The organism is Nocardiopsis sp. iso_237 (assembly GCF_056173345.1).
This window is the reverse complement of sequence record NZ_CM149669.1, coordinates 3,731,459-3,752,879: the sequence shown is the minus strand read 5'-3', so window position 1 is coordinate 3,752,879 and position 21,421 is coordinate 3,731,459. Positions and strand designations below refer to the sequence as shown.

Genomic DNA, 21,421 nt, shown 5'->3' with positions numbered 1-21,421 from the left:
CGTGGTGCAAACCAGCAGGTTGTCCGGTTTCCGTTCCCTCAGCGTCCAGGAGCGGCGCGCGAGCCTGGCCTCCGTCAGCGGCCTGGACGCGTCCGTGTTCGACGCCCTCGACCAGCACGGACTGAGCGTGGCCGCCGCCGACCACATGATCGAGAACGCCGTCGGAGTGATGGGCGTCCCGGTCGGCGTCGCCACCAACTTCACCGTCAACGGACGCGACGTCCTGGTGCCGATGGCCACCGAGGAACCCTCGGTGGTGGCCGCCGCCAGCAACGCCGCCCGCATCGCCCGGGTCCTGGGCGGCTTCCACACCAGCTCGACCGGCCCGGTCATGCAGGCACAGATCCAGGTCGTGGACGTGGCCGATCCCGAGGCCGCCCGCCTGCGGGTCCTGGAGGCGCGCGCCGAACTCGTCGCGCTGGCCAACGCCCAGGACCCCCGGCTCGTCGAGGTCGGCGGCGGCGCACGCGACCTGACCGCGCGCACGGTCACGGCGTTCGAGGAGACCTACGTCGTCGCCCACCTCGTGGTCGACGTGCGCGACGCCATGGGGGCCAACGCCGTCAACACCATGGCCGAGGCGGTGGCGACGCGTCTGGCCGAGGTGGCCGGGGGCCGTCCGGTCCTGCGCATCCTCACCAACAAGGCCGACCTCCGGCTCAGCCGAGCGCGGGCCGTCCTGGATACCGAGGCCCTCGGGGGCGAGGCCATCGCCACCGACATGATCCACGGTTACCGCCTGGCCGCCGCCGACCCCTACCGCGCCGCCACCCACAACAAGGGCATCATGAACGGCGTCTCCGCCGTCGTGCTGGCCACCGGCAACGACACCCGAGCGGTCGAGGCCGGAGCCCACTCCCACGCGGTCGACGCCGAGGGACGCTACACCTCGCTGTCCACCTTCGAGCGCGACGCCGACGGCAACGTCGTGGCCACGCTGGAACTGCCCACCCCTGTGGGCCTGGTCGGCGGCGCGACCCGCACCCACCCGGCCGCCCAGGCCGCCGTCGCCCTCACCGGGGTCGCCGACGCCACGGAGCTCGGTGAGCTCGTCACCGCCGTGGGGCTGGCCCAGAACATCGCCGCGGTGCGCGCCCTCGCGGGCGAGGGCATCCAGCGCGGCCACATGTCGCTGCACGCCAGGAACATCGCGGTCGCCGCCGGAGCGAGCGGTGACGAGGTGGACCGCGTCGTGGCCGTCCTCGTCCAGGAGAAGGCCATCCGACAGGACCGGGCCGAGGCGGTCCTCGGCCAGCTGAGGGGACGATGATGACCGAACCCACGACGGAGCAGGAGGAGGACGGCGGCCGCCTCCTGGAGATCTGGGGCGACACCGTCGACTCCCGCCACACGATCTGGGCGATCGCCCTGGGCGTCGGTCTGACCGTGCCCCTGTACCTGGGGGCGGAACTGCTGTTCTCCCGCCTGGTCGACGACCAGACCGTCGCCGGGACCTACGCCCTCCTGGTCGGACTCGTCGGCTGTCTGCTGGCCGGGTTCGGTGGGGCGCTGCTGTTCCCGCCCAAGCGCGTGGTCACCGAACACGCACCCACCGAGCAGAGCAGGCGGGCCGCCATGGACGCCGTCGAGGCCGACTACGGCCCGCTCGGCGACCCCACCGAACTGTCCGAACCCGTACAGAGGGAACTGCGTGCGCTCGGACTCTTCGACGACCTGCTGGCGCAGCACCGCCGCCGCAGCGAGGAGCAGAACCCGTGAGTCCCGAACTGCTGACCGACGCCTCCTGGGCCCTGGGCATGGGCCTGATCGGCGCCGTGGTCTTCGCTTTCATCGGCCTGGCCTCCTACACCGACGAGACGGCCACGATCGCGCCGCTGACCCTGCTGGTGGTGCTGCTCGGCGTTCCGCCCGCCGGGGTGTTCACCTTCTTCATGGCGGGGATCGTCGCCAAGCACATCACCCACGCCATCCCCACGGCCCTGTTGGGCATCCCCGGCGACACCCTCGCCGTGCCCATGCTCAGGGACGCCCAGCTACTCCGTGAGCTCGGCGTACCGCACATCGCGCTGCGCAAGGCGATCTCCGGCGGCGTGATCGCCGCCTTCCTGTCGGTGCCCCTGGCCGTGCTGTTCGCGTGGGCGCTGAGCCCCTTCGCTGACGCCATCGGCGAGGCGGCGCCGTGGATCTTCGTGGTCGCGGCCGTGCTCATCGCCTACACGTCCAAGGGCAAGCTGGCGGCGGTACTCGCCCTGGTGCCGTTCGTCCTGCTGGTCGTGGGCATGCAGGCCTTCGTGTCCCAGACGACCGGGGGGACGCTGACCATCAGCTTCTTCCTGGGCATCGCCACCGGGCCGCTGATCGCTGACCTGTTCCTGTCACTGGCGCCCTCGGGGCGGGAGTCGCTGCGGCGCCGCGCGAGGCGACGCTTCGACCTCGCTCCCGACACCCGGACCTGGTCCGGGCGCATCCCCAACCCGCTCAAGGTGCTGGACCGCAAGCAGGTCGCCTACACGAGCGCCGCCGCCGGGGTCTCCAGCGCGACGTTCGTGTTCTCCCCGGTGGCCATGACGGTGCTCATGGGCGAGATCGTCGGTGCCCGGATCAAGAACGGGTACCACCGGCTCACCACGGTGATGTCGGTGCGCAACGGCACCACCGAGTCCACCTACATCGCCGAGACGCTGATCCCGCTGATCGCGCTGGGTCTGCCGCTCTCGCCGATGGCCGCCGGACCGGCCGCGCCGCTGTTCAACGCGCCGCCGGTGCACACGGTCAACACCGAGACCGGGGAGACGCACAACCTGCACGACCTGATGTCCAGCGGCGAGTTCCTCGTCTACGGACTGCTGGGCGTGGTCATCGCGTCCGTCATCGCCTACCCGTTCGCGATGACCTACGCGCACCGGGCGGCCTCGTTCGTCATGCGCCGGATCTCGCACGAGGCGATCATCGGCGCCTTCGCCGGGCTGATCCTGGTGATCTGCCTGTACGAGGGCGGCCTGCTCGCGGTGGGTGTGACCCTCACGGTGGGACTGGTCGGAGGGCTGTTCGGCAAGATGTTCAACATGCACAGCGGCGTGCAGTTCATGGGCTTCTACGTCGCGGTCCTGACCGTTCCCCAGCTGCTCGCGCTGGCGGCCTGAACCCACCCGGACGCTCCGCGGCCCGACCCCGTCCTGGTCGGGCCGCGGAGCCGTGTCCGGTGGTCAGTGCACGGCGTCGCGGCGGGCGACCGCGGCGAGGTCGGCCTCGATGCGCGCGGTGGTCTCCAGCAGGGCGGGGAGCAGGTCGCGGCGCACGTCCTCGATCGAGGAGCGGTTGGCGTGCGCGGACACGTTGGTCGCGGCGATGACGCGACCGCCCGCGTCGCGGATGGGGGCGGCGAGCGAGCGCAGGCCCTCCTCCAGCTCCTGGTCGACGATCGCGTATCCCTGCTCGCGCACGCGCAGGACCTCGGCCCGCAGGTCGGCGGGGCGGGTGAGGGTGTACCTGGTCAGCGGACGCAGTTCGACCCGGTCCAGGTAGGCGTCGAGCTCGGCGTCCCCGTACCCGGCCAACAGGACCCTGCCCATCGAGGTGGTGGAGGCGGGGAAGCGAGTGCCCACGGCGATGGACACGGCCATGATCCGCGAGGTCGCCACGCGGGCGACGTACAGGACGTCGTCCCCTTCGAGCACCGACACCGAGGCGGACTCGCGCACCTTCGCGGACAGGTCCTCCAGGTGCGGCTGGGCCACGTCGGGCAGTCCGGCGGAGGCCACGTAGGCGTACCCCAGCTCCAGCACGCGCGGTGTGAGGGCGAACATGCGACCGTCGGTGCGCACGTACCCGAGGTCCACCAGCGTCAGCAGGAACCGCCGGGCTGCGGCGCGGGTGAGGTCGGTGGCGCGGGCGACCTCACTGAGGGTCATCGACGGGCGCTCGGCCGAGAAGGCGCGGACGACCATGAGTCCCCGCTCCAGGGACTGCACGAAGTGTGCGCCGCGTCCGGGGACGTCTTCGGTGGTCATGGGGCCTTCCAGGTCCGGGTTCGGGGGTCGTTCTGGCGCCGCGTCGGGTCGCGGCCATCGCGATGTTCTCATACCGAACAGCCGGACCGTGCCTTGACCGGCCCTGTGATCGGCGCTACCGTCATACCCAGATGTTCGCACTGTGAACATTTATTCGCTATACGAACGGGAGGGTCGCCATGGCCGTGCCCCTGGACGAGGCGGTCCGGCAGCTCATCCACGACGGCGACACCGTCGCCCTGGAGGGGTTCACCCATCTCATTCCCGTGGCCGCCGGGCACGAGATCATCCGCCAGGGTCTGCGGGACCTGACCCTGGTCCGCATGACGCCCGACATCGTCTACGACCAGCTCATCGGTGCCGGATGCGCGCGCCGCCTGGTCTTCTCCTGGGGCGGCAACCCCGGTGTGGGCTCGCTGCACCGCTTCCGTGACGCGGTCACCCGTTCCTGGCCGGTCCCGCTGGAGATCGAGGAGCACAGCCACGCGGGGATGGCCAACCGCTACGTCGCGGGCGCCTCCGGCCTGCCCTTCGCCGTCCTGCGCGGCTACACCGGCACCGACCTGGTCGAACACAACCCCCACATCAGGACCATCACCTGCCCCTTCACCGGGCAGGAACTGGCCGCGGTCCCCGCGCTCAACCCCGACGTCGCCGTGATCCACGCCCAGCGAGCGGATGCCCGGGGCAACGTGCAGCTGTGGGGCATCACCGGCATCCAGAAGGAGGCCGCCCTGGCCTCCGAGCGGGTCCTGGTCACCGTGGAGGAGGTCGTGGACGCCCTCGATCCCGTCCCGGGCCAGGTGATCCTGCCCAGCCGGGTCGTGGACGCCGTCAGCGTCGTCCCCGGCGGCGCCGCCCCCTCCTACGCCCACGGCTACTACGAGCGGGACAACGCCGCCTACCGGGCCTGGGACGAGATCGGACGCGACCGCGCGGCCTTCACCGCCTGGCTCAGCGACCTCAACGCCGCCCCCCGGACCACCCCCTCCTCGCCCGCCGCCACCGGCGAGGGCGGGACCGCACCCGTTGGGAGAGGCGCGTGACCACCGTGACCTGGACGTCCGACGAGATCATGACCGTGACCGCCGCCCGTTCGCTGCGGAACGGGATGGCCTGCTTCGTCGGCATCGGTCTGCCCAGCACCGCCGCCAACGTGGCCAGCCGTACGCACGCCCCCGACCTGTGGATGATCTACGAGTCCGGCACCCTGGGCGCCTCTCCCGACCACCTGCCGCTGTCCATCGGGGACGGGATCCTGGCCGACACCGCCGACACGGTGGTTCCGGTCCCGGAGGTCTTCAACTACTGGCTCCAGGCCGGGCGCATCGACGCGGGGTTCCTCGGTGCCGCGCAGATCGACCGGTACGCCAACATCAACACCACCGTCATCGGGGACTACGCGAACCCGAAGGTGCGCCTGCCCGGAGCGGGCGGCGCTCCCGAGATCGCCGCGTCCTGCCGCGAGGTCATCGTGATCATGCGCCACAGCCGCCGGGCGTTCGTGGAGAAGGTGGACTTCGTGACCTCGGTGGGCCACGGATCGGGTCCCGGCGACCGCGAACGGTTGGGTCTGACCGGGTCCGGCCCGGTGCGGGTCATCACCGATCTCGGCGTCCTCGAACCCGACCCCGCTACACGCGAACTCACCCTGGTGGGACTGCACCCTGGCGTGGAGCTTCCGGCCGTACGCGAGGCCACCGGCTGGGACCTGCGCGTCTCCGATGACCTCTCCCGCACCCCCGCGCCCACCGACACCGAACTCTCCGTGGTCCGCTCCCTGACCGGCGCCGCCTGAGCCGTACGACGGACCCACCCCCGGCCCTGGAGGTCCACGGTGACCGCAGTCCCCGTCCTCGACGCTGTCCGCGCTGTCCGCACCCCCTTCGGCAGGTACGGCGGCGCCCTCGCCGGAACCCGCCCCGACGACCTCGCCCACGAACCGCGCCGACGCGGTGGGGGAGGGGGCCTGGTCGCCCTGTGCATCGGGGTGGGCCAGGGCCGCGCCGTCGTCCTGCACGTCTGAAGACCCGGGCCCCGGCCGTCCTCCGGGGCCCGTCCGAAAGGAAGGACCGCATGTCCACCACCTCCGACGAAAGCGGGTCCCACGTGCCCGGCTACGTCCGGGACCACGGCTCCCACCCGCCCCTGGACTTCCCCGGCTACGGGAGCACCGCGCTGCGCCACCCCCGGCGCCCGCTCACCCTGCTGCCGCACACGCTCACCGAGATCACCGCACCCGTCCTGGGGGAGGACCGCCTCGGCCCCCACGACCACGACCTCACCCGTCAGCACGACGGCGAACCCCAGGGCCAGCGCGTCATCCTGCACGGCCAGGTGCGCGACAGCGACGGCCTACCCGTCCCGCACACCCTCGTGGAGATCTGGCAGGCCAACGCCGCCGGACGCTACCGCCACGCCGGGGACACCTGGCCCGCCCCGCTCGACCCCAACTTCACCGGGGTGGGGAGGGTCCTCACCGACGCCGGGGGCCGGTACCGGTTCGTCACCGTCCGGCCCGGCGCCTACCCCTGGAAGAACCACCGGAACGCCTGGCGCCCCGCCCACATCCACTTCTCGCTGTTCGGGCGCGCCTTCACCCAGCGCCTGGTCACCCAGATGTACTTCCCCGACGACCCCCTGTTCTTCCAGGACCCCATGTGGCAGTCGGTCCCCGACGAACGGGCGCGCGAACGCATGCTGGCCCGGTACGACCACGACGCCACCGAACCCGAGTGGGCCCTGGCCTACCGGTGGGACATCGTGCTGCGCGGACGCGAGCAGACCCCGTTCGAGTCCGAGGAAGAGGTCCTGGAGGAGGACGAATGACCCCCCGCCCCACCGGCGACGAGGTGCCCACCACCCCGTCGCAGACCGTCGGCCCCTACCTGCACATCGGTCTGCCCTGGCCGGACGGCCCCTTCGCCGTCGCCGAGGGCACGCCCGGCGCGGTCCGGCTGCGCGGCACCGTGTACGACGGTGCGGGAGCCCCGGTCACCGACGCCCTGGTCGAGACCTGGCAGGCCGACCCGGACGGGTGCTTCGACCACCCGGACGATCCGCGCGGGGCCCGCTCCCTGCCCGGCTTCCGGGGGTTCGGCCGGTGTCCCACCGACGCCACCGGCTCCTACGAGATCCTCACCCTCAAACCCGGCCGGGTCCCGGGACCCACCGGCACGCAGGCGCCCCACGTCGACGTCTCCGTCTTCGCGCGCGGCATGCTGCACCGGGTGGTCACCCGCCTGTACTTTCCCGAAGAGGAGACGGCCAACGCGGCCGACCCCGTCCTGGGCTCCATCAAGGACCCGGCGGCCCGCGCCACCCTCGTGGCCGACCGGGAGGAGGACGGCTACCGTCTCGACATCCGCCTCCAGGGGGAGGGGGAGACCGTCTTCTTCGACGTCTGACCCGCCCCGATCCCACCCGACCCAGGGAGCACCCATGACCGGCCTGTTCGACGGTGTCCTCAACCACGGTCCCCTCGGACCGCTCACCGACGACACCGCCTGGATCCAGGCCATGCTCGACGCCGAGGCCGCCCTGGCCCGGGCCCTGGCCGACACCGGCGTCATCACGCGGGGACGGGCCGAGACCATCGCCGCCGCGTGTGTGGCCGCCCGCCACGACCCGGCGGCCCTGGGCCGGGCGGCCGAGGGCGGGGGCAACCCCGTCATCCCACTGGTCAGGCAACTCACCGCGGACGTGCGCGAGACGGACCCCGAGGCCGCCCGCCACGTTCACCAGGGAGCCACCAGCCAGGACGTCATGGACACCGCCGCCATGCTCCTGGTCCGCCGGGCCGGCCGCGCCCTGCGCACCGAACTGACCGCCCTCACCGAGGAGCTGCGGGCCCTGGCCGACCGCCACCGCGCCACCCCCGTGCCCGGCCGCACCCTGCTCCAGCAGGCGCTGCCCACCACCTTCGGAGCCGTCGCCGCGAGCTGGACCTCGGGCCTGGCCGGAGCGGCCGACCGGCTCGACGAGGTGCTGGACCACCACCTGGCCGCCCAGCTCGGCGGAGCCGTGGGCACCCTCGCCTCCCTGCACCCGCACGGTCCGGCGGTGGCGGCCGCCTTCGCCGTCCGCCTCGACCTGCCCGAACCCCTCCTGCCCTGGCACGCCGAACGCGGCCGGATCACCGAGATCGCCGCCGCGCTCGGCCGGGTGGGCGGGGCGGCCGGGAACGTCGCGCAGGACGTCGTGCTGCTGGCCCAGACCGAGGTCGGCGAGGTCACCGAGGAGGGCGGGAGCGGCGTGGGCGGATCCTCCACCATGCCGCACAAGCGCAATCCGGTCGCCGCCGTCAGCTCCCTGGCCGCCGCCCGGCAGACACCCGGGTTGGTGGCCACCCTGTTCGCCGCGCAGATCCAGGAGCACCAGCGCGCCGCCGGGGCCTGGCAGGCCGAGTGGCTGCCCCTGACCGACCTGCTCCGGCGCACCGGCTCCGCCGTCTCCTGGCTGCGCGTGAGCGTCGAACGGCTCCGGGTGCACCCCGAACGCATGGCCGCCAACCTCGACCTCACCGGAGGGCTGGCGCTCAGCGAACGCCTCACCGCCGACCTGACCCCCGAACTCGGCCGCCTGGCGGCCCACCAGCGCGTCACCGCCGCCTGTCGGGCCGCCGTGGACGGGGGCGGCGACCCGGTCGAGGTCCTGGCCGAGCACCTCCACGGCCTGCGCACCCGCGACCGGATCAGGGCCCTGCTCGACCCCGCCGACTACCTCGGCGCCGCACCGGTGTTCACCGACCGGGTGACGGGTAGGACCGGCCGGACGGACCCCACCGACCAAGAAGAAGGAACCGATGAGCGTTGACCTCCACCACGTCGTGAGCGGACCGGCGGACGCACCGCCCCTGGTGCTGGCCGGGTCCCTCGGCACCACCGGGCGGATGTGGGAACCGCAGGTGGACGCGCTCTCCACCGTCTTCCGGGTGATCCGCGTGGACCTGCGCGGACACGGAGGCTCGCCCGCGCCTGAGGGCCCCTACAGCATGGCCGACCTGGGCGGGGACGTCCTGGCCCTGCTCGACCGGCTGGGGATCGGCCGCGCCCACTTCGCGGGCCTGTCCATCGGCGGCATGGTCGGCCAGTGGCTGGCCGTCCACGCCCCCGAACGCGTCGACGGCCTCGTGCTCCTGGCCACCTCACCCCACATGGGGCCCGCGCAGAACTGGCGGGACCGCGCCGCCCTGGCCCGGGAGCGGGGCACCGCCGCCCTGGCAGACGGGGTGGTGCAGCGGTGGTTCACCCCGGCCTTCGCCTCGGAGCGCCCCCACGACGTCACGCTCCTGCGCGACCAGATCGTGGACACCCCCGACGAGGGGTACGCGGGCTGCTGCGGCGCCATCGAGCACCACGACGTGCGCGAGGACCTGCACCGGATCACCGCGCCCACGCTGGTCGTGGCCGGGGCCGACGACCCCTCCACCCCGCCCGAGGGCCACGGGGCACTCATCGCGGAACGCGTGCCCGGGGCGAGGTTCGTGGTGCTGGAGGGCGCCGCCCACCTGCTCTCGTGGTCGCACGCGGACCGGGTCAACACGCTCATCACCCAGCACCTGGCCGGGACCGACCGCCACGGCGCCGGGACGCGGGTGCGCCGGAGCGTGCTCGGTGACGCCCACGTGGACCGGGCCGAGGCCCGCACGACCACGTTCACCGAGCCCTTCCAGGACCTCATCACCCGCTACGCCTGGGGTGAGGTCTGGACCCGGCCCGGCCTGGACCGGCGCACCCGGAGCTGCATGGTGCTCACCGCCCTGGTCGCCCAGGGGCACTGGGGCGAACTGGCCATGCACGTGCGGGCCGCCCTGCGCAACGGTCTGGCCCCCGACGAGATCGGCGAGGTGTTCCTCCAGGCGGCGGTCTACTGCGGTGTCCCGGCCGCCAACAAGGCGTTCGCCATCGCGCAGGAGGTCTTCGAGGAGGACGGGACCGGGTGAACCAGGTGCTGGAGCGGAGGCGGTGAACCGGTGTGGGTGACCGCTCCGTGCACGCCCGTTCCCGGTTCTGTCGGTGGCCGGGTGTACAAGGGAGGGCATGGACCACAACGGACGGGAACTGACGGCGCGGGGCGAACGCCTCCGTGAGCTGCACCGGGGGCCGGAACCCTTCGTGATCGCCAACGTCTGGGACGCCGGGTCGGCCCGGCTGCTCGGCGGTCTCGGCTTCACGGCCCTGGCCACCACCAGCGGAGGGCTCGCGCACGGGCTCGGGCGCCGGGACGGCGCCGGTCTGGTCTCGCGCGAGGAGACCCTGCGCAACGCCTCGGTGATCGCGGCGGCCACGGACCTGCCGGTGTCGGCGGACCTGGAGGACGGGTTCGGACGCTCCCCCGAGGAGGTGGCCCGCACGATCACGGCGGCCGGGGCCACGGGGGTCGTGGGCGGTTCCGTGGAGGACACCACCGCCGACCCCGACGCACCGATCCACGAGTTCGGTCTGGCGGTCGAGCGGGTCCGGGCCGCCGTGGAGGCGGCGCGGACCCTGCCCTTCCCGTTCACGCTCACCGCCCGCGCCGAGAACCACCTCCACGGCCGCCCGGACCTGGAGGACACCATCCGTCGGCTCAGGGCCTTCGAGGAGGCCGGGGCCGACGTGCTGTTCGCCCCGGGGCTGCCGGACGCGGACGCCATCCGTGCGGTGTGCTCCTCGGTGAACCGCCCCGTCAACGTGCTGGCCTCGGGGGCGGCGGCCGGGATGTCCGTGGCGGAGCTGGGTGCCCTGGGGGCCCGGCGGATCAGCCTCGGGTCGGGGCTGTCGCGGTCGGCGCTGGCCGGGGCCCTGGACGCCGCCAGGGAGGTCGCTGAGCGGGGGACCTTCGGACGGATGTCGGCCGCGGTGTCGAAGTCGGAGATCGACGGACTGCTCTGATCGGAGCGGTGCCCGGGGTCAGCGCTTGAAGGCCACCCCGGCGGTCTCCCACCGCTTGACGTCGGCGTCCGCGGGGCGCAGGCGCGGTTCGTGCTCGGGATGGCGCCAGCTGGCGCAGTCCACCAGGCTCGGGGTCTGGTCCCGGCCGTCCGTCCAGGGGCTGACCGGCTCCAGACCGTCGAACACCCGGGAGGCCTCCTCCTGGGTGCGGACCCGCCCCCACGCGGTGCCGAACTCCAGCATCATGCCGTCCATCCATGCGGCGGCCTCGGGGTCGTCGGAGACGACGTGCGAGTAGATGACGGCGGACCCGGGGGCGACCCGCTCCATGAGGGAGCGCACCATGCCGAAGGGATCGCTGTCGTCGGGCAGGCAGTGCAGCAGGGAGACCAGCATGACGCAGAGCGGCCGGTCGAGGTCGATCAGCTTGGCGGCCTCGGGGGAGTTCAGGATCTCGTCGGTCTCGCGGACGTCGGCGTGCAGGAACGCGGTCGACTGGCTGTCACCCAGGAGCGCCCGTCCGTGGGCGAGCACGATGGGGTCGTGGTCGACGTAGAGGACCCGGGCCCCCGGCTCGGTCCGTTGCGCGACCTGGTGGGTGTTGTCGGTGGTGGGAAGCCCCGCGCCCAGGTCGAGGAACTGGTCCACCCCGCTGGAGACGACGTGGTCCACGGCACGACCGAGGAAGGCCCGGTTGTCGTTGGCACAGGCGACGAGCTCGGGCATGTGCTCGGCCAGCGCCTCACAGGCCTTGCGGTCCGGCGCGAAGTTGTCTTTCCCTCCCAGGAGGTAGTCGTACATCCGCGCGATGCTCGGAGTGTCCATGTCGATGTGTGGGGGGAAGCGATCGGCCATAGAGAGAGGTACCAATCAGGACTAGTCGTGCGGGGTCATCTCCAGGCGAATCGTAACCGTGTTTCGGTGTTCTTACCGGCGTTTTCCACAAGAAAATCGATCGGGAACGTCAGGTGTCATCCCCGGTCTCCGAATAGCGCTTCACGGAACGGTCGAAACCGGGCAGGTGATCCGCGACATGCCCTGGGGCCACGGCCCTGACACGGTCTCCGACCCCCTCAGGGAGGGGAGGTGGCGGGGGTGTGACGGGGGAGGACCAGAAGCCCGCCGGGGAAAGGGGATTGGTCGTTCGCGCCTGTGCGGCGCAAACATCGATTCCGGTTTCACGGAGTTCACGGGAATGGTCTCCGTCCCCGCCGTTCCCGAACTCCGTGCCCCCGGAGGCCGTGCCCTTCGCGCCGCCCGGCAGCCCCCGGACCAGTTCCACCAACGCGCGCCGTTCCCGGCCCGCCCACCGGGTGAGGACGAAGGGGTCCCGGTCGGCCTCGGCCCCCAGCGCGGCCGCGGCCGCCACCAGGTGAGCGCACCGTCCGCCCCAGTGGTCACAGGAGCACGTCGCGACGAGACCGGCCCAACCGTCCGGCACCAGGTCCAGGCCGAGCAGCGCGAACACGCGGGCCGCCGCCTCGGGCAGTTCCCCGGCGAGCACACGGGCACGGAACACCGGCTGCGAGGCCAGCGCCGCGCCCACACGGTCCCACTCCGGCCCCTCCCACACGGTCCGGATCAGGCTCACCTCGTGCCCCCGGACCCGGGCGGCCACCTCACCGGGCCGCACCGAGAACCGCTCCACCGCCCCGGCACCGCCGCCGACCGCGCCCAGGGCCCCGCCCACCAGCTCCGACCAGCTCATCCCGAGACCGCCTCCGGAGCCAGCCGCACCACCTCGCGCAGGTCCGCCACCGACAGACCGCCCAGCCAGCCCTCCCCGGTGGCCACGGCGCCGTCGGCCAGCACGCTCTTGCGTTCGATCATCTCGTCCACCCGTTCCTCCACGGTGCCCACGCACACCAGCTTGCGCACCTGCACGTTCCGGCGCTGACCGATCCGGAAGGCCCGGTCGGTGGCCTGGTTCTCCACCGCCGGGTTCCACCACCGATCCACGTGCACCACGTGGTTGGCGGCGGTCAGGTTCAGCCCGGTCCCGGCCGCCTTGAGCGAGAGCAGGAACACCACCGGCCCCGCCACCGTCTGGAAGTGCTCCGTCATCCGCTCGCGGTCGGCGCGGGAGGTCCCGCCGTGCAGCCACAGCACGGGCACCCCCAGCCGCGACCTCAGGTAGGGAGCCAGCCGCTCACCCCAGCGGGCGTACTGCGTGAAGCACAGCGCCTTGTCCCCCTCGGCCACCGCCTCGCCCAGGATCGACTCCAGACGGTCGAGCTTGCCCGAGCGGCCCGCCAGCGCCGATCCGTCCCCGAGGAACTGCGCCGGGTGGTTGCAGATCTGCTTGAGCCGGGACATGGACGACAGCACCAGACCCTTGCGCTCCTTCTCGTCGGCCTCCGCCATCCGCTCGGCCAGGTCGTCCACCACCGCCTTGTACAGCGAGGCCTGCTCCGGGGTGAGCGTGCACCAGGTGCGCATCTCCTGCTTCTCCGGCAGGTCCGCGATGATCGAACGGTCGGTCTTCAGCCGCCGCAGCACGAACGGCCCGGTCAGCCGCCGCACCAGGTCCGTTCCCTCGCCCGCGCCCTCCTCCGCCTCGGCGCGGTCGGCCACCGCGCGCTGGAAGTCGGCCGCCGTCCCCAGCAGTCCGGGGTTGGCGAACTCCATCACCGACCACAGCTCGCCCAGGTTGTTCTCCACCGGGGTCCCGGTGAGCGCGATCCGTGTGGCGGCGGGCAGCGAACGCACCGCCCGCGCCTGCTGGGTGGCGTGGTTCTTCAGCGCCTGGGCCTCGTCGCAGACCACCCGGTGCCAGGGCATGCCCGACAACTCCTCGGTGTCGCGCGCCACCACCCCGTAGGTGGTCACCACCAGGTCGCAGGCGCCCACGATGCGCGCCAGCGCGTTGCCGGTCGGCCGCTCGGGCCCGTGCTGGACGTGGACCCGCAGGCCCGGGGCGAACTTCTCCGCCTCCTTACGCCAGTTGCCGACCAGCGACACCGGGCACACCAGCAGGGTCGGCCCGGGCGCCGGGCCCTCGGCGCGCTCGTCGGTGAGCAGCGCCAGCAGCTGCACGGTCTTGCCGAGCCCCATGTCGTCGGCGAGCACCGCGCCCAGCCCGAGCTCGCCCAGGAACCGCAGCCAGGCCGAACCCCGGTCCTGGTAGGGGCGGAGCGTCCCCTCGAAGCCCGGCGGGGTGCCCATCGGCCGGGGCACGGCCTTGGCCCCGCCGTCCAACAGGGCGCCCAGCGGCCCGTCGGCCACCACGTCCGCCACCGGCAGCGGGGTCGGCTCGGCGCCGATCGCCGTCCGCAGCGCCTCCTCGCGCCGGATCGGTCCCCGCCCGCTCCGCCGCATCAGGTCCAGTGCGGCCTCGACCCGTTCGGGGTCCATCTCCATCCACCGGCCGCGCACCTGGACCAGGGAGCGCTTGAGCCGGGCCAGCTCAGCGAGCTCGTCCAGTTCCGCGTCGTCCAGCGGCTCCTGTGCGCCGGGGCCGCGCAACAGCGCCTCGAAGGAGACGTCCACCAGTTCGGTGGGCCCCACCCCGCCGCGACCGCGCCGTTTCGGTTCCCCACCGACCGTCATGCGCAGCTCGAGGGCGCCGCGACCGCTCCATTCGGGCAGGACCACGCCGAACCCCGCCGAGGTGAGCCGGGCGGCGGCCCCGCCCACGAAGGCCTGCGCCCGTGCGGTGTCCATGGTCAGACGGGCCGGGGCCAGGTCCGCGAGCGCGCGGTGGAGGGCGGGCAGGTGGCGTGCGGCCCGGCGCAGGTCGGCCAGGGCGGTGGTCCCCACGTCCTCGGGCAGCCAGGCGGCGCCCTCGCCCAGCCAGACCCGCTCCAGGGGCAGGCGCAGGCCGGGGTCGGAGGTGGAGCGCACCCAGAACTCCAGTGTCCAGGGGCGCGGGCCGCCGTGCGCGCCCTCGGGCTCGGGTTCGCGCAGGACGAAGAGGAGCTGGGCCCGGCCCCCGCCCCGGACCCGGGAGCGCCACTCCCGCAGGGGGCCGCGCAGCGCGTGGGCGGTGTCGGCGTCCACCCGGGTGCGCTCCCCGGTGAGCGCGGCCGCGAGCCGGGCGGCCGGTGGGGCCGCGGAGTCCGTGCGCGTGTCCGCACCGGCCCCGGGCGCGGCGGTGGCCAGGCGCCGGGCGACGGCGTCGGTGAGCAGTTCGAGCGGGGCCAGCACGCACAGCCGGGCCGCCTCGGTCCGCTCCCCGGGGGACAGGTGCGCGACCGCCGCCGGGGGGAGCGCACGGGTGAGGGCCGACAGGTGCTCCTCGGCGGTGTCCAGGGGGGCGGGGCGCCACCGTGCGCGGGGCGGGTCACCGACGAGGTCGGGCAGGACGCCCCCGGCGCGGACCAGGCTCTCCGCGAGGGCGTGCACCGCGCCCAGGTGGGTCAGGGCGGGCCCGGCCGTCACGGGCAGGGAGTCGAGCGCCGACAGCAGGGTGTCGGCCTCCGCGGCGGTCAGCTCCAGCCCGGGCACCGTCCAGGATCGGAACTCCGCGGGAGCGGGGTCGTCGGTGTCGGACGGGGCGGGGGCCGAGGAGTTCCCTGGCAGCCGCAGGAGCGGAGCGGTGGCGCCGGGGGAGTCGGGGTCGATCCCCGCCTTGGCGGCCACCGCGCGCAGCTCCGCCACCCCGGCGGCACCGGGGTGCGCCCCCGTCCCCGGGGCCGTGGGGCACTCGCGCTCCCCGCCCTCGCCCCAGAGCACCAGCGTGTCCCTGGACCACACCGCGTGCAGAACCCGCACCGCACCCCCCGCACCGAACACGAACGTCGTCGGCACCCAGTATCACCGGGGCCGACGACGTTCCGGGACGCGGTCAGAGGTTGTTCGGCACGGTGTTGCCGACCGACTCGATGCCCTTCCTCAGGTCGGTGCGCCACAGCAGGACGCCGCCGATGACGAAGAAGACCACCAGCGAGAAGATGGCGGTGCGGAATCCGCCGGTCAGGTTGACCACCAGGGTGATCGAGGCCGCGCCCAGCAGCACCGAACCCCGGTCGGCCAGCTGGAACAGGCTGAAGTACTCCGCCTCGCGCCCGCGCGGGATGAGCAGCGAGTACAGGGCCCGGGCGAGCGACTGGGTCCCGCCCAGCACCATGCCGATACCCGCGCCCAGCAGCAGGAACAGCGCCGGGTCGTCGGGCGGCAGGTAGTAGCCGCAGGTGACCAGGGCGCACCAGGCGACCAGGCTCGCCAGGACGGTGTTCTTGGTACCGAACCGGCGGCCGACCCACCCCATGAGCAGCGCGCCCGCGAAGGCGACGAACTGGATGAGCAGGATGGTGGCGCTCAGGACGGCCAGCGACAGGTTGAGGTCCTGGCTGGCGAAGCTGCCCGCGAAGTAGATGACGGCCTGGATGCCGTTGTTGAACAGCACGAACGCGATGAGGAACTTCAGCGTGTTCGGGAAGTGGCGCATCTCCCGCAGCGTGCGCCAGTACTGCTTCAGGGACACGCCCAGCTTCGGGGGACCCGCCTCGGCCGCGAGCCCGCCGTAGCGGTTGCGCAACAGGCGGATGCCGATCACCGAGAAGACGAACCACCACAGGCCCACCGACGCGAAGGCGATGCGGACCGCGTGCCCCTCCGAGACCCCGAGGGAGTCGGCCGAGGCCAGCAGGCCCATGTGCGCGGCGAGCAGGAGCCCGCCGCCCAGGTAGGCCATCGCCCACCCCGTCACGGACACGCGGTTGCGCTCCTCCGAGGTGGCGATCTCCGGCAGGAAGGCGTTGAACACCACCAGGGACATCCCGTAGAAGGTGTTGCCGGTGATGAACAGCAGCGCGGCCACCTGGTAGTCGCTGGTGAGGTACAGCGAGCTGACGCACACCGAACCGGCGGCGGCCAGCCAGAACAGCCAGCGCTTCTTGTGTTGGGTGTGGTCGGCCAGGGCCCCCACGATCGGCAGCATCACCAGGAGGATGAGCCCGGCGACCGTGGTCACCATCGGGTGCAGGGAGTTCGGGTGCATGCTGATCCACTCGACCCCGAGCGGGTAGAGCACCAGGCCCGGCTGTGAGCAGTCACCGGCCGCCCCCGCCTCCGAGCAGGCCAGCCCCGACAGGTAGGGGCCGATGAGCACGGTGACCACCGAGGTGATGAACACCTGGTTGGCCCAGTCGTAGGTGTACCAGCCGCGCTGCTCGCGTCTGCGCTGGGCGGGGTCGGCCGCGGGGGAGTTGTCCGCCGCCGGTGGCGAGGGTGTGGTGGACATGGAGGGGGGCTATCCGTTCTTCGTTGTTCTGGGGCCGGGCTGGTTCCAGCGTCCCCGTCGGACGAGCACCTCGCGCAGGGCGACGGTGTTGTCGGTGATGATGCCGTCCACGCCCGCGTCCAACAGGCGCTCCATCACCTCGGGCTCGTTGACCGTCCACACGTGCACCTGCATGCCGAGCCGGTGCGCGGCGCGGATCACGTCCCGGCTGAGGATGGGGAAGCCGCCGTGGCTCATGGGGATCTGCGCGCAGACCGGGACGCGGCTGGCGGTGGGACGCAGCAGCGGGGAGAGCGAGGCGAGCCGCAGCCGGGCCACGTCGACGGGGCCGCAGGAGGTGGCCACCCGGGGGCCGTAGAGCCGTCGCGCGCGCTCCAGGCGGGCCTGGTCGAAGGAGCCCACGCACACGCGGTCCCAGGCCTGGGTGCGGCGCAGTACCTCCAGCATCGGAAGGACGGCGCCGTCCGACTTGAGGTCGATGTTGAACCGTGCCTCGGGCCAGGCGCCCAGCAGGTCCTCGAGGAGGGGGACCGGTTCCTTGCCCGCCACCCGGGCGCGGGCGACCTCCCGGTGGGGCAGCGCCGAGATGGCGCCGTTCCGGTCGGTGGTGCGGTCCAGGGTGTCGTCGTGGAAGGCCATGAGCACACCGTCGCTGGTGGCGTGCACGTCCGTCTCCAGGTACGTGTAGCCCAGGTCGACGGCGTGTTGGAAGGCCACCGCCGTGTTCTCCAGCTCGGTGCGGCGCACGCCCTGGTCGTCGGTGAGCCATCCGCCCCGGTGGGCGAGGGCGACGGGAACGGGGGAGGAAAGGTACGCGTGAGTCACGTCTAGAAGTATGACGGTTCCCAGGTGGGGGGCGCTCGTCGAGGGGTGGCCGTGTCGACGGTCGTGCGGAACCTGGAATGCCAGGTGGCACGGACCCGCGCCCACACGCTCCTGGAAGGGCGTCAGGGTGTCGTTCCTCCCCCGGAAGGAATCCGTTCATGTCGCACACCTCCCACGGCCACCCCTGCCGACAACGGCTCTGCTCCCGCGCCGCCGCCCATCCCTGGCGGCCGGTGCGGACCCCCGCCCGTTCCCCGCGCCGGGGCATGACGTCGGGCCGGTGCGCCGCGTCCCCGCTGGCGGGCCATCGGACCCCCGGTGACGTGCACCGGCTGGCGCAGCAGATGGCGGAGGTCCTGGTGGGCAGGCGCGCCCCGGAGGTGCTGCGCGACCACGTGACCGTTCCGGTCCGGGAGGAGCTGCGCCGCCTGCGCGGCACGGTCGACTGCGCGATGGCGCCCCGGCTGACCCGGGTGTTCCACCAGCCGCTCGGCGCCGGAGGGATGGAGGCCAGCGCCGTGATCGCCTGCGACAGCCGCACCCGGGTCTTCGCCTTCCGCCTCCGCCGCGAGGGGGACCGCTGGGTCTGCACCCGACTGGAGACCGACCGGATCCGCTGACCGCCGTCGCCGCCACAGGTCCGCCCCGTCCCCGTCACACGGCGGGCCGGGGCGGCCCAGGCGAGATCCTCCGCTCGTCGGCGGTGAGCGCGCGGAGCTTCCACACCCCGTACAGCGCCAGCAGCGGTTTGCCCACCGCCCACTCGCCGGGACGGTAGTCGTCCGCCCGCACGAGCCTCGCGGCGAGGTCCGGCCGCTGCCGCCGCAGGTACGCGCGGGCCTTGAGCGCGTGGGCGGGCTGGGAGACGATCTTGATGCGATCCGCGCCCTCCAGCAGCGGGATCACGTTGGCGACGTTCTCCCACGTCGTCGTGCTCCGCTCCTCCAGGAGCACCGTGCCGTCGAACCCGAGCACCGACCCGGCGTGGTCGGCCATCAACCGGGCCTCCGAGGCGTGGTGGGTGGTCGCGCCGCCGCTGAAGATCACGCGGGTGCCGTGCGTTCCGCCAGCCGTGACGGAGCGGAGGGCGGCGCGGACCCGCCAGCGGTTCACGAGGTTGGCCGTCGGCTGGGGGTTCCGGTACCCGAGCACGACCACGGCCTCGGAGGTCCCCGGGGCGTTCCCGACCAGCGTCCTGGACCAGCGCCAGTTCACCCACTCGCTCCAGGCCAGGACCACGGCGGCCCCGGCCAGCGCCAGACCTGCTCTTCGTCGCATGCGGTGACTCTAGGGCACCGGGGGATACGAAGGCCGTGAGGCCACCGGTCGGACCGGGGAACGGATCGGGGGTCCGGCCCGCGAAGACACACTCATGGTGCGAAAAGTATGGATGTGACGAATCGTGCGTCGATAGGGTCCGTGTGGGATGACCCCCGGACCGGGGGGCGCCTTCGGTCACCGGCATCCCCGTACCCCAAGGGAAGGAGACGGCGGACCGCGCCCGCGCGGCCGCCACTCGTGTATGAAACCCGTTGACATCGCCCGCCTGCACGGCCTCAGCGCACCCTCACTCTCCCCGGACGGCGCCCGCGCCGTCCTCGCCGTGTCCCGCCCCGACCTGGAGGAGGACGCCTACCTCGGTTCCCTCTGGAGCGTGCCCACCGACGGCTCCGCACCCGCCCGCCGGATCACCCGGGGCACGCGCGACGGTGCCCCCGCCTACTCGCCCGACGGCCGCTGGATCGCCTTCCTGCGCCCCGACGAGGACAAGCGCCCCCAGATCCACGTCCTGCCCTCGGACGGCGGTGAGCCGTGGAGGATCACCGACCACCCGCTGGGCGCCGGAGCGTTCACGTGGAGTCCGGACTCCACGCGCCTGGCCTACAACGCGCGGGTGCCCGAGGAGGGCCGCTACGTCGACGGCCCCCCGGACCAGGAGCCCCCGCGCCGGATCACCGCCCTGAAGTACCGGCTCGACGACTTCGGCTTCACCAACGACCGGCGCCAGCACGTGTTCGTGAGCGCCCCCGTCGACCCCTCGGGCGAGGTGGGCGAACCGGTCCGGGTCACCGAGGGCGACGCCGACCACGGGCGCCCGACGTGGACCCCGGACGGCACGGGGCTGGTGTTCGACGCCGCCCTGCACGCGACGCGCGACACGGACCTCGTCGGTGACGTGTGGGTCTGCCGCCCCGAAGCCGGGGCGGAGCCGCGCCGGATCACCCGGGGCGACCTGAAGGTCGGGGCGGTGAGCCTGTCCGAGGACGGCTCCACCGTGTACTTCGTCGGTGACGAGCTCGGCCCGGACCTCGACGACTTCGTGGGCCGGGGGACCGGCCTGTGGTCGGTGCCCTTCGACGGCTCCGAGGCGCCCAAGAGGCTGACCGGGACCGAGGACCCCCGGATGAGCTCGCGTCCCCAGGAGACCGGCGAGGGCGTCCTGGTCGCCGGTGAGAACCGGGGCGCGGTCGAGCTGTACCTGGTCACCCCCGGCGGCGTGCGCACCACGGTGTTCGGCGGGCGCGTCCAGGTGGGGACCTTCGACCACGCGGGCGGTGTCACCGTGGTGACGGCCGCCGGTGAGCGCGACAGCGGCGAGCTGTACGCGGTCACCGAGGACGGAACCCGGGCGCTGACCTCCTTCACGGACCCGGAGCTGGACCCGGTCGCGGTCACCGAGCTGACCGTCCGCACCGAGGACGGCAACGAGGTCCACGGCTGGCTGGCGGTGCCCGGAGGCGAGGGCCCGCACCCGGTCGTGCTGATGATCCACGGCGGCCCGTACGCCCAGTACGGCTGGCAGCTCTTCGACGAGACCCAGGTGTACGCGGCGGCCGGGTACGCGGTGCTCTACTGCAACCCCCGTGGTTCGTCGGGCTACGGCCAGGAGCACGGTCGGGCGGTCATCGGCTCGGTGGGCGCCACCACCTCCGTCGACGTCCTGTCCTTCCTGGACGAGGCGTTGAAGGACGAGCGGCTGGACGCCACCCGGGTGGGGGTCATGGGCGGCTCGCACGGCGGCTTCATGACCACGTGGATCGCGGCCCACCACGGCGAGCGCTTCCGCGCCGCCATCAGTGAGCGCGCGGTCAACGCGATCGACAGCTTCCAGGGATCGTCCGACATCGGTTCGTTCTTTCCGGAGCCGCTGTACGGCCCGGAGGAGACCTGGGCCAAGGAGAGTCCGCTCAGCCACGCGGACCGGATCGACAGGCCGTTCCTGATCATCCACTCCGAGCAGGACTGGCGCTGCCCCGTGGAGCAGGCCCAGCGCCTGTTCGTGGCGCTCAGGAAGCGGGGGCACGAGACCGAGATGCTGCTGTTCCCGGGGGAGGGGCACGAGCTGTCGCGTTCGGGCCTGCCCAGCCACCGGGTGGCCAGGTTCGAGGCGGTCCTCGACTGGTGGGCCCGCCACCTGTGATCCGTCGGGGTCGGGCACCCCGGGTGTCCGACCCCCTTCCCCGTTCGGGTGTGAGACGCGTCATGGTCAAGCCGGGGCTTGGCCCGGTTTTGACTCGGCCTCCCTGGGAAGAACGACGCGCCACCCGCGCCCCCGGCGGGGTTCC

At 73.1% G+C, this 21,421-nt stretch carries 20 protein-coding genes; 13 read left to right on the top strand and 7 right to left on the bottom strand.

Annotation, left to right across the window (positions count from 1 at the left end; all coding sequences use genetic code 11):
- Position 1: 1 nt before the first annotated feature.
- From AC0VYM_RS17270 to AC0VYM_RS17260, 3 genes are read left to right on the top strand one after another with little or no spacing between them, the layout of a single operon-like run.
- Complete coding sequence (locus tag AC0VYM_RS17270) at positions 2-1,270, top strand: hydroxymethylglutaryl-CoA reductase, degradative (RefSeq protein ID WP_475453361.1); 1,269 nt, start codon at positions 2-4, stop codon at positions 1,268-1,270.
- A complete protein-coding gene (locus AC0VYM_RS17265) occupies positions 1,270-1,719 on the top strand; it encodes a hypothetical protein (RefSeq protein WP_475453359.1) in 450 nt (149 codons plus the stop codon). The genes AC0VYM_RS17270 and AC0VYM_RS17265 overlap by 1 nt, the downstream gene beginning before the upstream one ends.
- The gene (locus tag AC0VYM_RS17260) at positions 1,716-3,104 is read left to right on the top strand and encodes a tripartite tricarboxylate transporter permease (RefSeq protein ID WP_475453357.1); all 1,389 of its coding nucleotides are present in this window, start codon (positions 1,716-1,718) and stop codon (positions 3,102-3,104) included. Before AC0VYM_RS17265 ends, AC0VYM_RS17260 begins: the two co-directional genes overlap by 4 nt.
- A gap of 63 nt (positions 3,105-3,167) precedes the next feature.
- On the opposite strand, the gene AC0VYM_RS17255 is transcribed toward AC0VYM_RS17260, so the two are convergent.
- Positions 3,168-3,971 (bottom strand): IclR family transcriptional regulator domain-containing protein, encoded by an 804-nt coding sequence (locus tag AC0VYM_RS17255; RefSeq protein ID WP_475453355.1) that lies wholly within the window; start codon positions 3,969-3,971, stop codon positions 3,168-3,170.
- A gap of 179 nt (positions 3,972-4,150) precedes the next feature.
- Between AC0VYM_RS17255 and AC0VYM_RS17250 the strand changes: the two genes are divergently transcribed.
- The 8 genes from AC0VYM_RS17250 (at position 4,151) to AC0VYM_RS17215 (ending at position 10,846) form a co-directional block, all read left to right on the top strand.
- Positions 4,151-5,017 carry a CoA transferase subunit A gene (locus AC0VYM_RS17250; RefSeq protein ID WP_475453353.1) on the top strand — a complete coding sequence of 289 codons (867 nt, stop codon included), beginning with the start codon at positions 4,151-4,153 and terminating at the stop codon, positions 5,015-5,017.
- Entirely contained in the window at positions 5,014-5,769 is a 756-nt protein-coding gene (locus AC0VYM_RS17245) for a CoA-transferase subunit beta (RefSeq protein ID WP_475453351.1), read from the top strand. Before AC0VYM_RS17250 ends, AC0VYM_RS17245 begins: the two co-directional genes overlap by 4 nt.
- 39 nt (positions 5,770-5,808) lie before the next feature.
- Positions 5,809-5,997, top strand: a complete 189-nt coding sequence (locus tag AC0VYM_RS17240; protein ID WP_475453349.1) for a hypothetical protein — start codon at positions 5,809-5,811, stop codon at positions 5,995-5,997.
- A gap of 50 nt (positions 5,998-6,047) precedes the next feature.
- Positions 6,048-6,800, top strand: coding sequence for a protocatechuate 3,4-dioxygenase subunit beta (pcaH, locus tag AC0VYM_RS17235; protein WP_475453347.1), 753 nt, complete (start codon positions 6,048-6,050; stop codon positions 6,798-6,800).
- Positions 6,797-7,378 carry a protocatechuate 3,4-dioxygenase subunit alpha gene (gene pcaG / locus AC0VYM_RS17230; RefSeq protein ID WP_475453345.1) on the top strand — a complete coding sequence of 194 codons (582 nt, stop codon included), beginning with the start codon at positions 6,797-6,799 and terminating at the stop codon, positions 7,376-7,378. The genes pcaH and pcaG overlap by 4 nt, the downstream gene beginning before the upstream one ends.
- A 34-nt stretch (positions 7,379-7,412) precedes the next feature.
- Positions 7,413-8,786: a 3-carboxy-cis,cis-muconate cycloisomerase gene (pcaB, locus tag AC0VYM_RS17225; RefSeq protein ID WP_475453343.1), complete on the top strand. Its 1,374-nt coding sequence runs from the start codon at positions 7,413-7,415 to the stop codon at positions 8,784-8,786.
- Positions 8,776-9,915, top strand: a complete 1,140-nt coding sequence (gene pcaDC / locus AC0VYM_RS17220; RefSeq protein WP_475453341.1) for a bifunctional 3-oxoadipate enol-lactonase/4-carboxymuconolactone decarboxylase PcaDC — start codon at positions 8,776-8,778, stop codon at positions 9,913-9,915. The genes pcaB and pcaDC overlap by 11 nt, the downstream gene beginning before the upstream one ends.
- A 97-nt stretch (positions 9,916-10,012) precedes the next feature.
- Positions 10,013-10,846: an isocitrate lyase/PEP mutase family protein gene (locus AC0VYM_RS17215; RefSeq protein WP_475453339.1), complete on the top strand. Its 834-nt coding sequence runs from the start codon at positions 10,013-10,015 to the stop codon at positions 10,844-10,846.
- Between the two features lie 18 nt (positions 10,847-10,864).
- Here AC0VYM_RS17215 and AC0VYM_RS17210 read toward each other — a convergent pair whose 3' ends face one another.
- The 5 genes from AC0VYM_RS17210 to AC0VYM_RS17190 all read right to left on the bottom strand — a co-directional run bounded on the left by AC0VYM_RS17210 (position 10,865) and on the right by AC0VYM_RS17190 (position 17,855).
- Positions 10,865-11,701 carry an SAM-dependent methyltransferase gene (locus AC0VYM_RS17210; RefSeq protein WP_475453337.1) on the bottom strand — a complete coding sequence of 279 codons (837 nt, stop codon included), beginning with the start codon at positions 11,699-11,701 and terminating at the stop codon, positions 10,865-10,867.
- 109 nt (positions 11,702-11,810) lie between these two features.
- Positions 11,811-12,554 carry a hypothetical protein gene (locus tag AC0VYM_RS17205; RefSeq protein WP_475453335.1) on the bottom strand — a complete coding sequence of 248 codons (744 nt, stop codon included), beginning with the start codon at positions 12,552-12,554 and terminating at the stop codon, positions 11,811-11,813.
- Entirely contained in the window at positions 12,551-15,559 is a 3,009-nt protein-coding gene (locus AC0VYM_RS17200) for a DEAD/DEAH box helicase (RefSeq protein WP_475463075.1), read from the bottom strand. The genes AC0VYM_RS17205 and AC0VYM_RS17200 overlap by 4 nt, the downstream gene beginning before the upstream one ends.
- Before the next feature lie 73 nt (positions 15,560-15,632).
- Complete coding sequence (locus AC0VYM_RS17195) at positions 15,633-17,030, bottom strand: MFS transporter (protein ID WP_475453333.1); 1,398 nt, start codon at positions 17,028-17,030, stop codon at positions 15,633-15,635.
- A 9-nt stretch (positions 17,031-17,039) separates the two neighbouring features.
- Positions 17,040-17,855 carry a glycerophosphodiester phosphodiesterase family protein gene (locus tag AC0VYM_RS17190; protein WP_475453331.1) on the bottom strand — a complete coding sequence of 272 codons (816 nt, stop codon included), beginning with the start codon at positions 17,853-17,855 and terminating at the stop codon, positions 17,040-17,042.
- Between the two features lie 158 nt (positions 17,856-18,013).
- On the opposite strand from AC0VYM_RS17190, the gene AC0VYM_RS17185 reads away from it, so the two are divergent.
- The gene (locus AC0VYM_RS17185; RefSeq protein ID WP_475453329.1) at positions 18,014-18,475 is read left to right on the top strand and encodes an Rv3235 family protein; all 462 of its coding nucleotides are present in this window, start codon (positions 18,014-18,016) and stop codon (positions 18,473-18,475) included.
- Positions 18,476-18,509: 34 nt separating this feature from the next.
- Here the strand turns inward: AC0VYM_RS17185 and AC0VYM_RS17180 are convergent, their stop codons facing one another.
- The gene (locus AC0VYM_RS17180) at positions 18,510-19,133 is read right to left on the bottom strand and encodes a YdcF family protein (protein ID WP_475453327.1); all 624 of its coding nucleotides are present in this window, start codon (positions 19,131-19,133) and stop codon (positions 18,510-18,512) included.
- A 244-nt stretch (positions 19,134-19,377) separates the two neighbouring features.
- On the opposite strand from AC0VYM_RS17180, the gene AC0VYM_RS17175 reads away from it, so the two are divergent.
- Positions 19,378-21,276 (top strand): S9 family peptidase, encoded by a 1,899-nt coding sequence (locus tag AC0VYM_RS17175; protein ID WP_475453325.1) that lies wholly within the window; start codon positions 19,378-19,380, stop codon positions 21,274-21,276.
- The last annotated feature ends 145 nt before the right edge of the window (positions 21,277-21,421 follow it).

What these genes read in the sequence shown, in the direction of transcription:
- pcaH (WP_475453347.1), top strand. Translation starts at nt 6,048, where the DNA reads ATGTCCACCACCTCCGACGAAAGCGGGTCCCACGTGCCCGGCTACGTC.
- AC0VYM_RS17250 (WP_475453353.1), top strand. Translation starts at nt 4,151, where the DNA reads ATGGCCGTGCCCCTGGACGAGGCGGTCCGGCAGCTCATCCACGACGGC.
- AC0VYM_RS17215 (WP_475453339.1), top strand. Translation starts at nt 10,013, where the DNA reads ATGGACCACAACGGACGGGAACTGACGGCGCGGGGCGAACGCCTCCGT.
- AC0VYM_RS17175 (WP_475453325.1), top strand. Translation starts at nt 19,378, where the DNA reads ATGAAACCCGTTGACATCGCCCGCCTGCACGGCCTCAGCGCACCCTCA.
- pcaG (WP_475453345.1), top strand. Translation starts at nt 6,797, where the DNA reads ATGACCCCCCGCCCCACCGGCGACGAGGTGCCCACCACCCCGTCGCAG.
- AC0VYM_RS17185 (WP_475453329.1), top strand. Translation starts at nt 18,014, where the DNA reads ATGTCGCACACCTCCCACGGCCACCCCTGCCGACAACGGCTCTGCTCC.
- AC0VYM_RS17255 (WP_475453355.1), bottom strand. Translation starts at nt 3,971, where the DNA reads ATGACCACCGAAGACGTCCCCGGACGCGGCGCACACTTCGTGCAGTCC.
- pcaB (WP_475453343.1), top strand. Translation starts at nt 7,413, where the DNA reads ATGACCGGCCTGTTCGACGGTGTCCTCAACCACGGTCCCCTCGGACCG.
- AC0VYM_RS17205 (WP_475453335.1), bottom strand. Translation starts at nt 12,554, where the DNA reads ATGAGCTGGTCGGAGCTGGTGGGCGGGGCCCTGGGCGCGGTCGGCGGC.
- pcaDC (WP_475453341.1), top strand. Translation starts at nt 8,776, where the DNA reads ATGAGCGTTGACCTCCACCACGTCGTGAGCGGACCGGCGGACGCACCG.
- AC0VYM_RS17210 (WP_475453337.1), bottom strand. Translation starts at nt 11,701, where the DNA reads ATGGCCGATCGCTTCCCCCCACACATCGACATGGACACTCCGAGCATC.
- AC0VYM_RS17195 (WP_475453333.1), bottom strand. Translation starts at nt 17,030, where the DNA reads ATGTCCACCACACCCTCGCCACCGGCGGCGGACAACTCCCCCGCGGCC.
- AC0VYM_RS17180 (WP_475453327.1), bottom strand. Translation starts at nt 19,133, where the DNA reads ATGCGACGAAGAGCAGGTCTGGCGCTGGCCGGGGCCGCCGTGGTCCTG.
- AC0VYM_RS17265 (WP_475453359.1), top strand. Translation starts at nt 1,270, where the DNA reads ATGACCGAACCCACGACGGAGCAGGAGGAGGACGGCGGCCGCCTCCTG.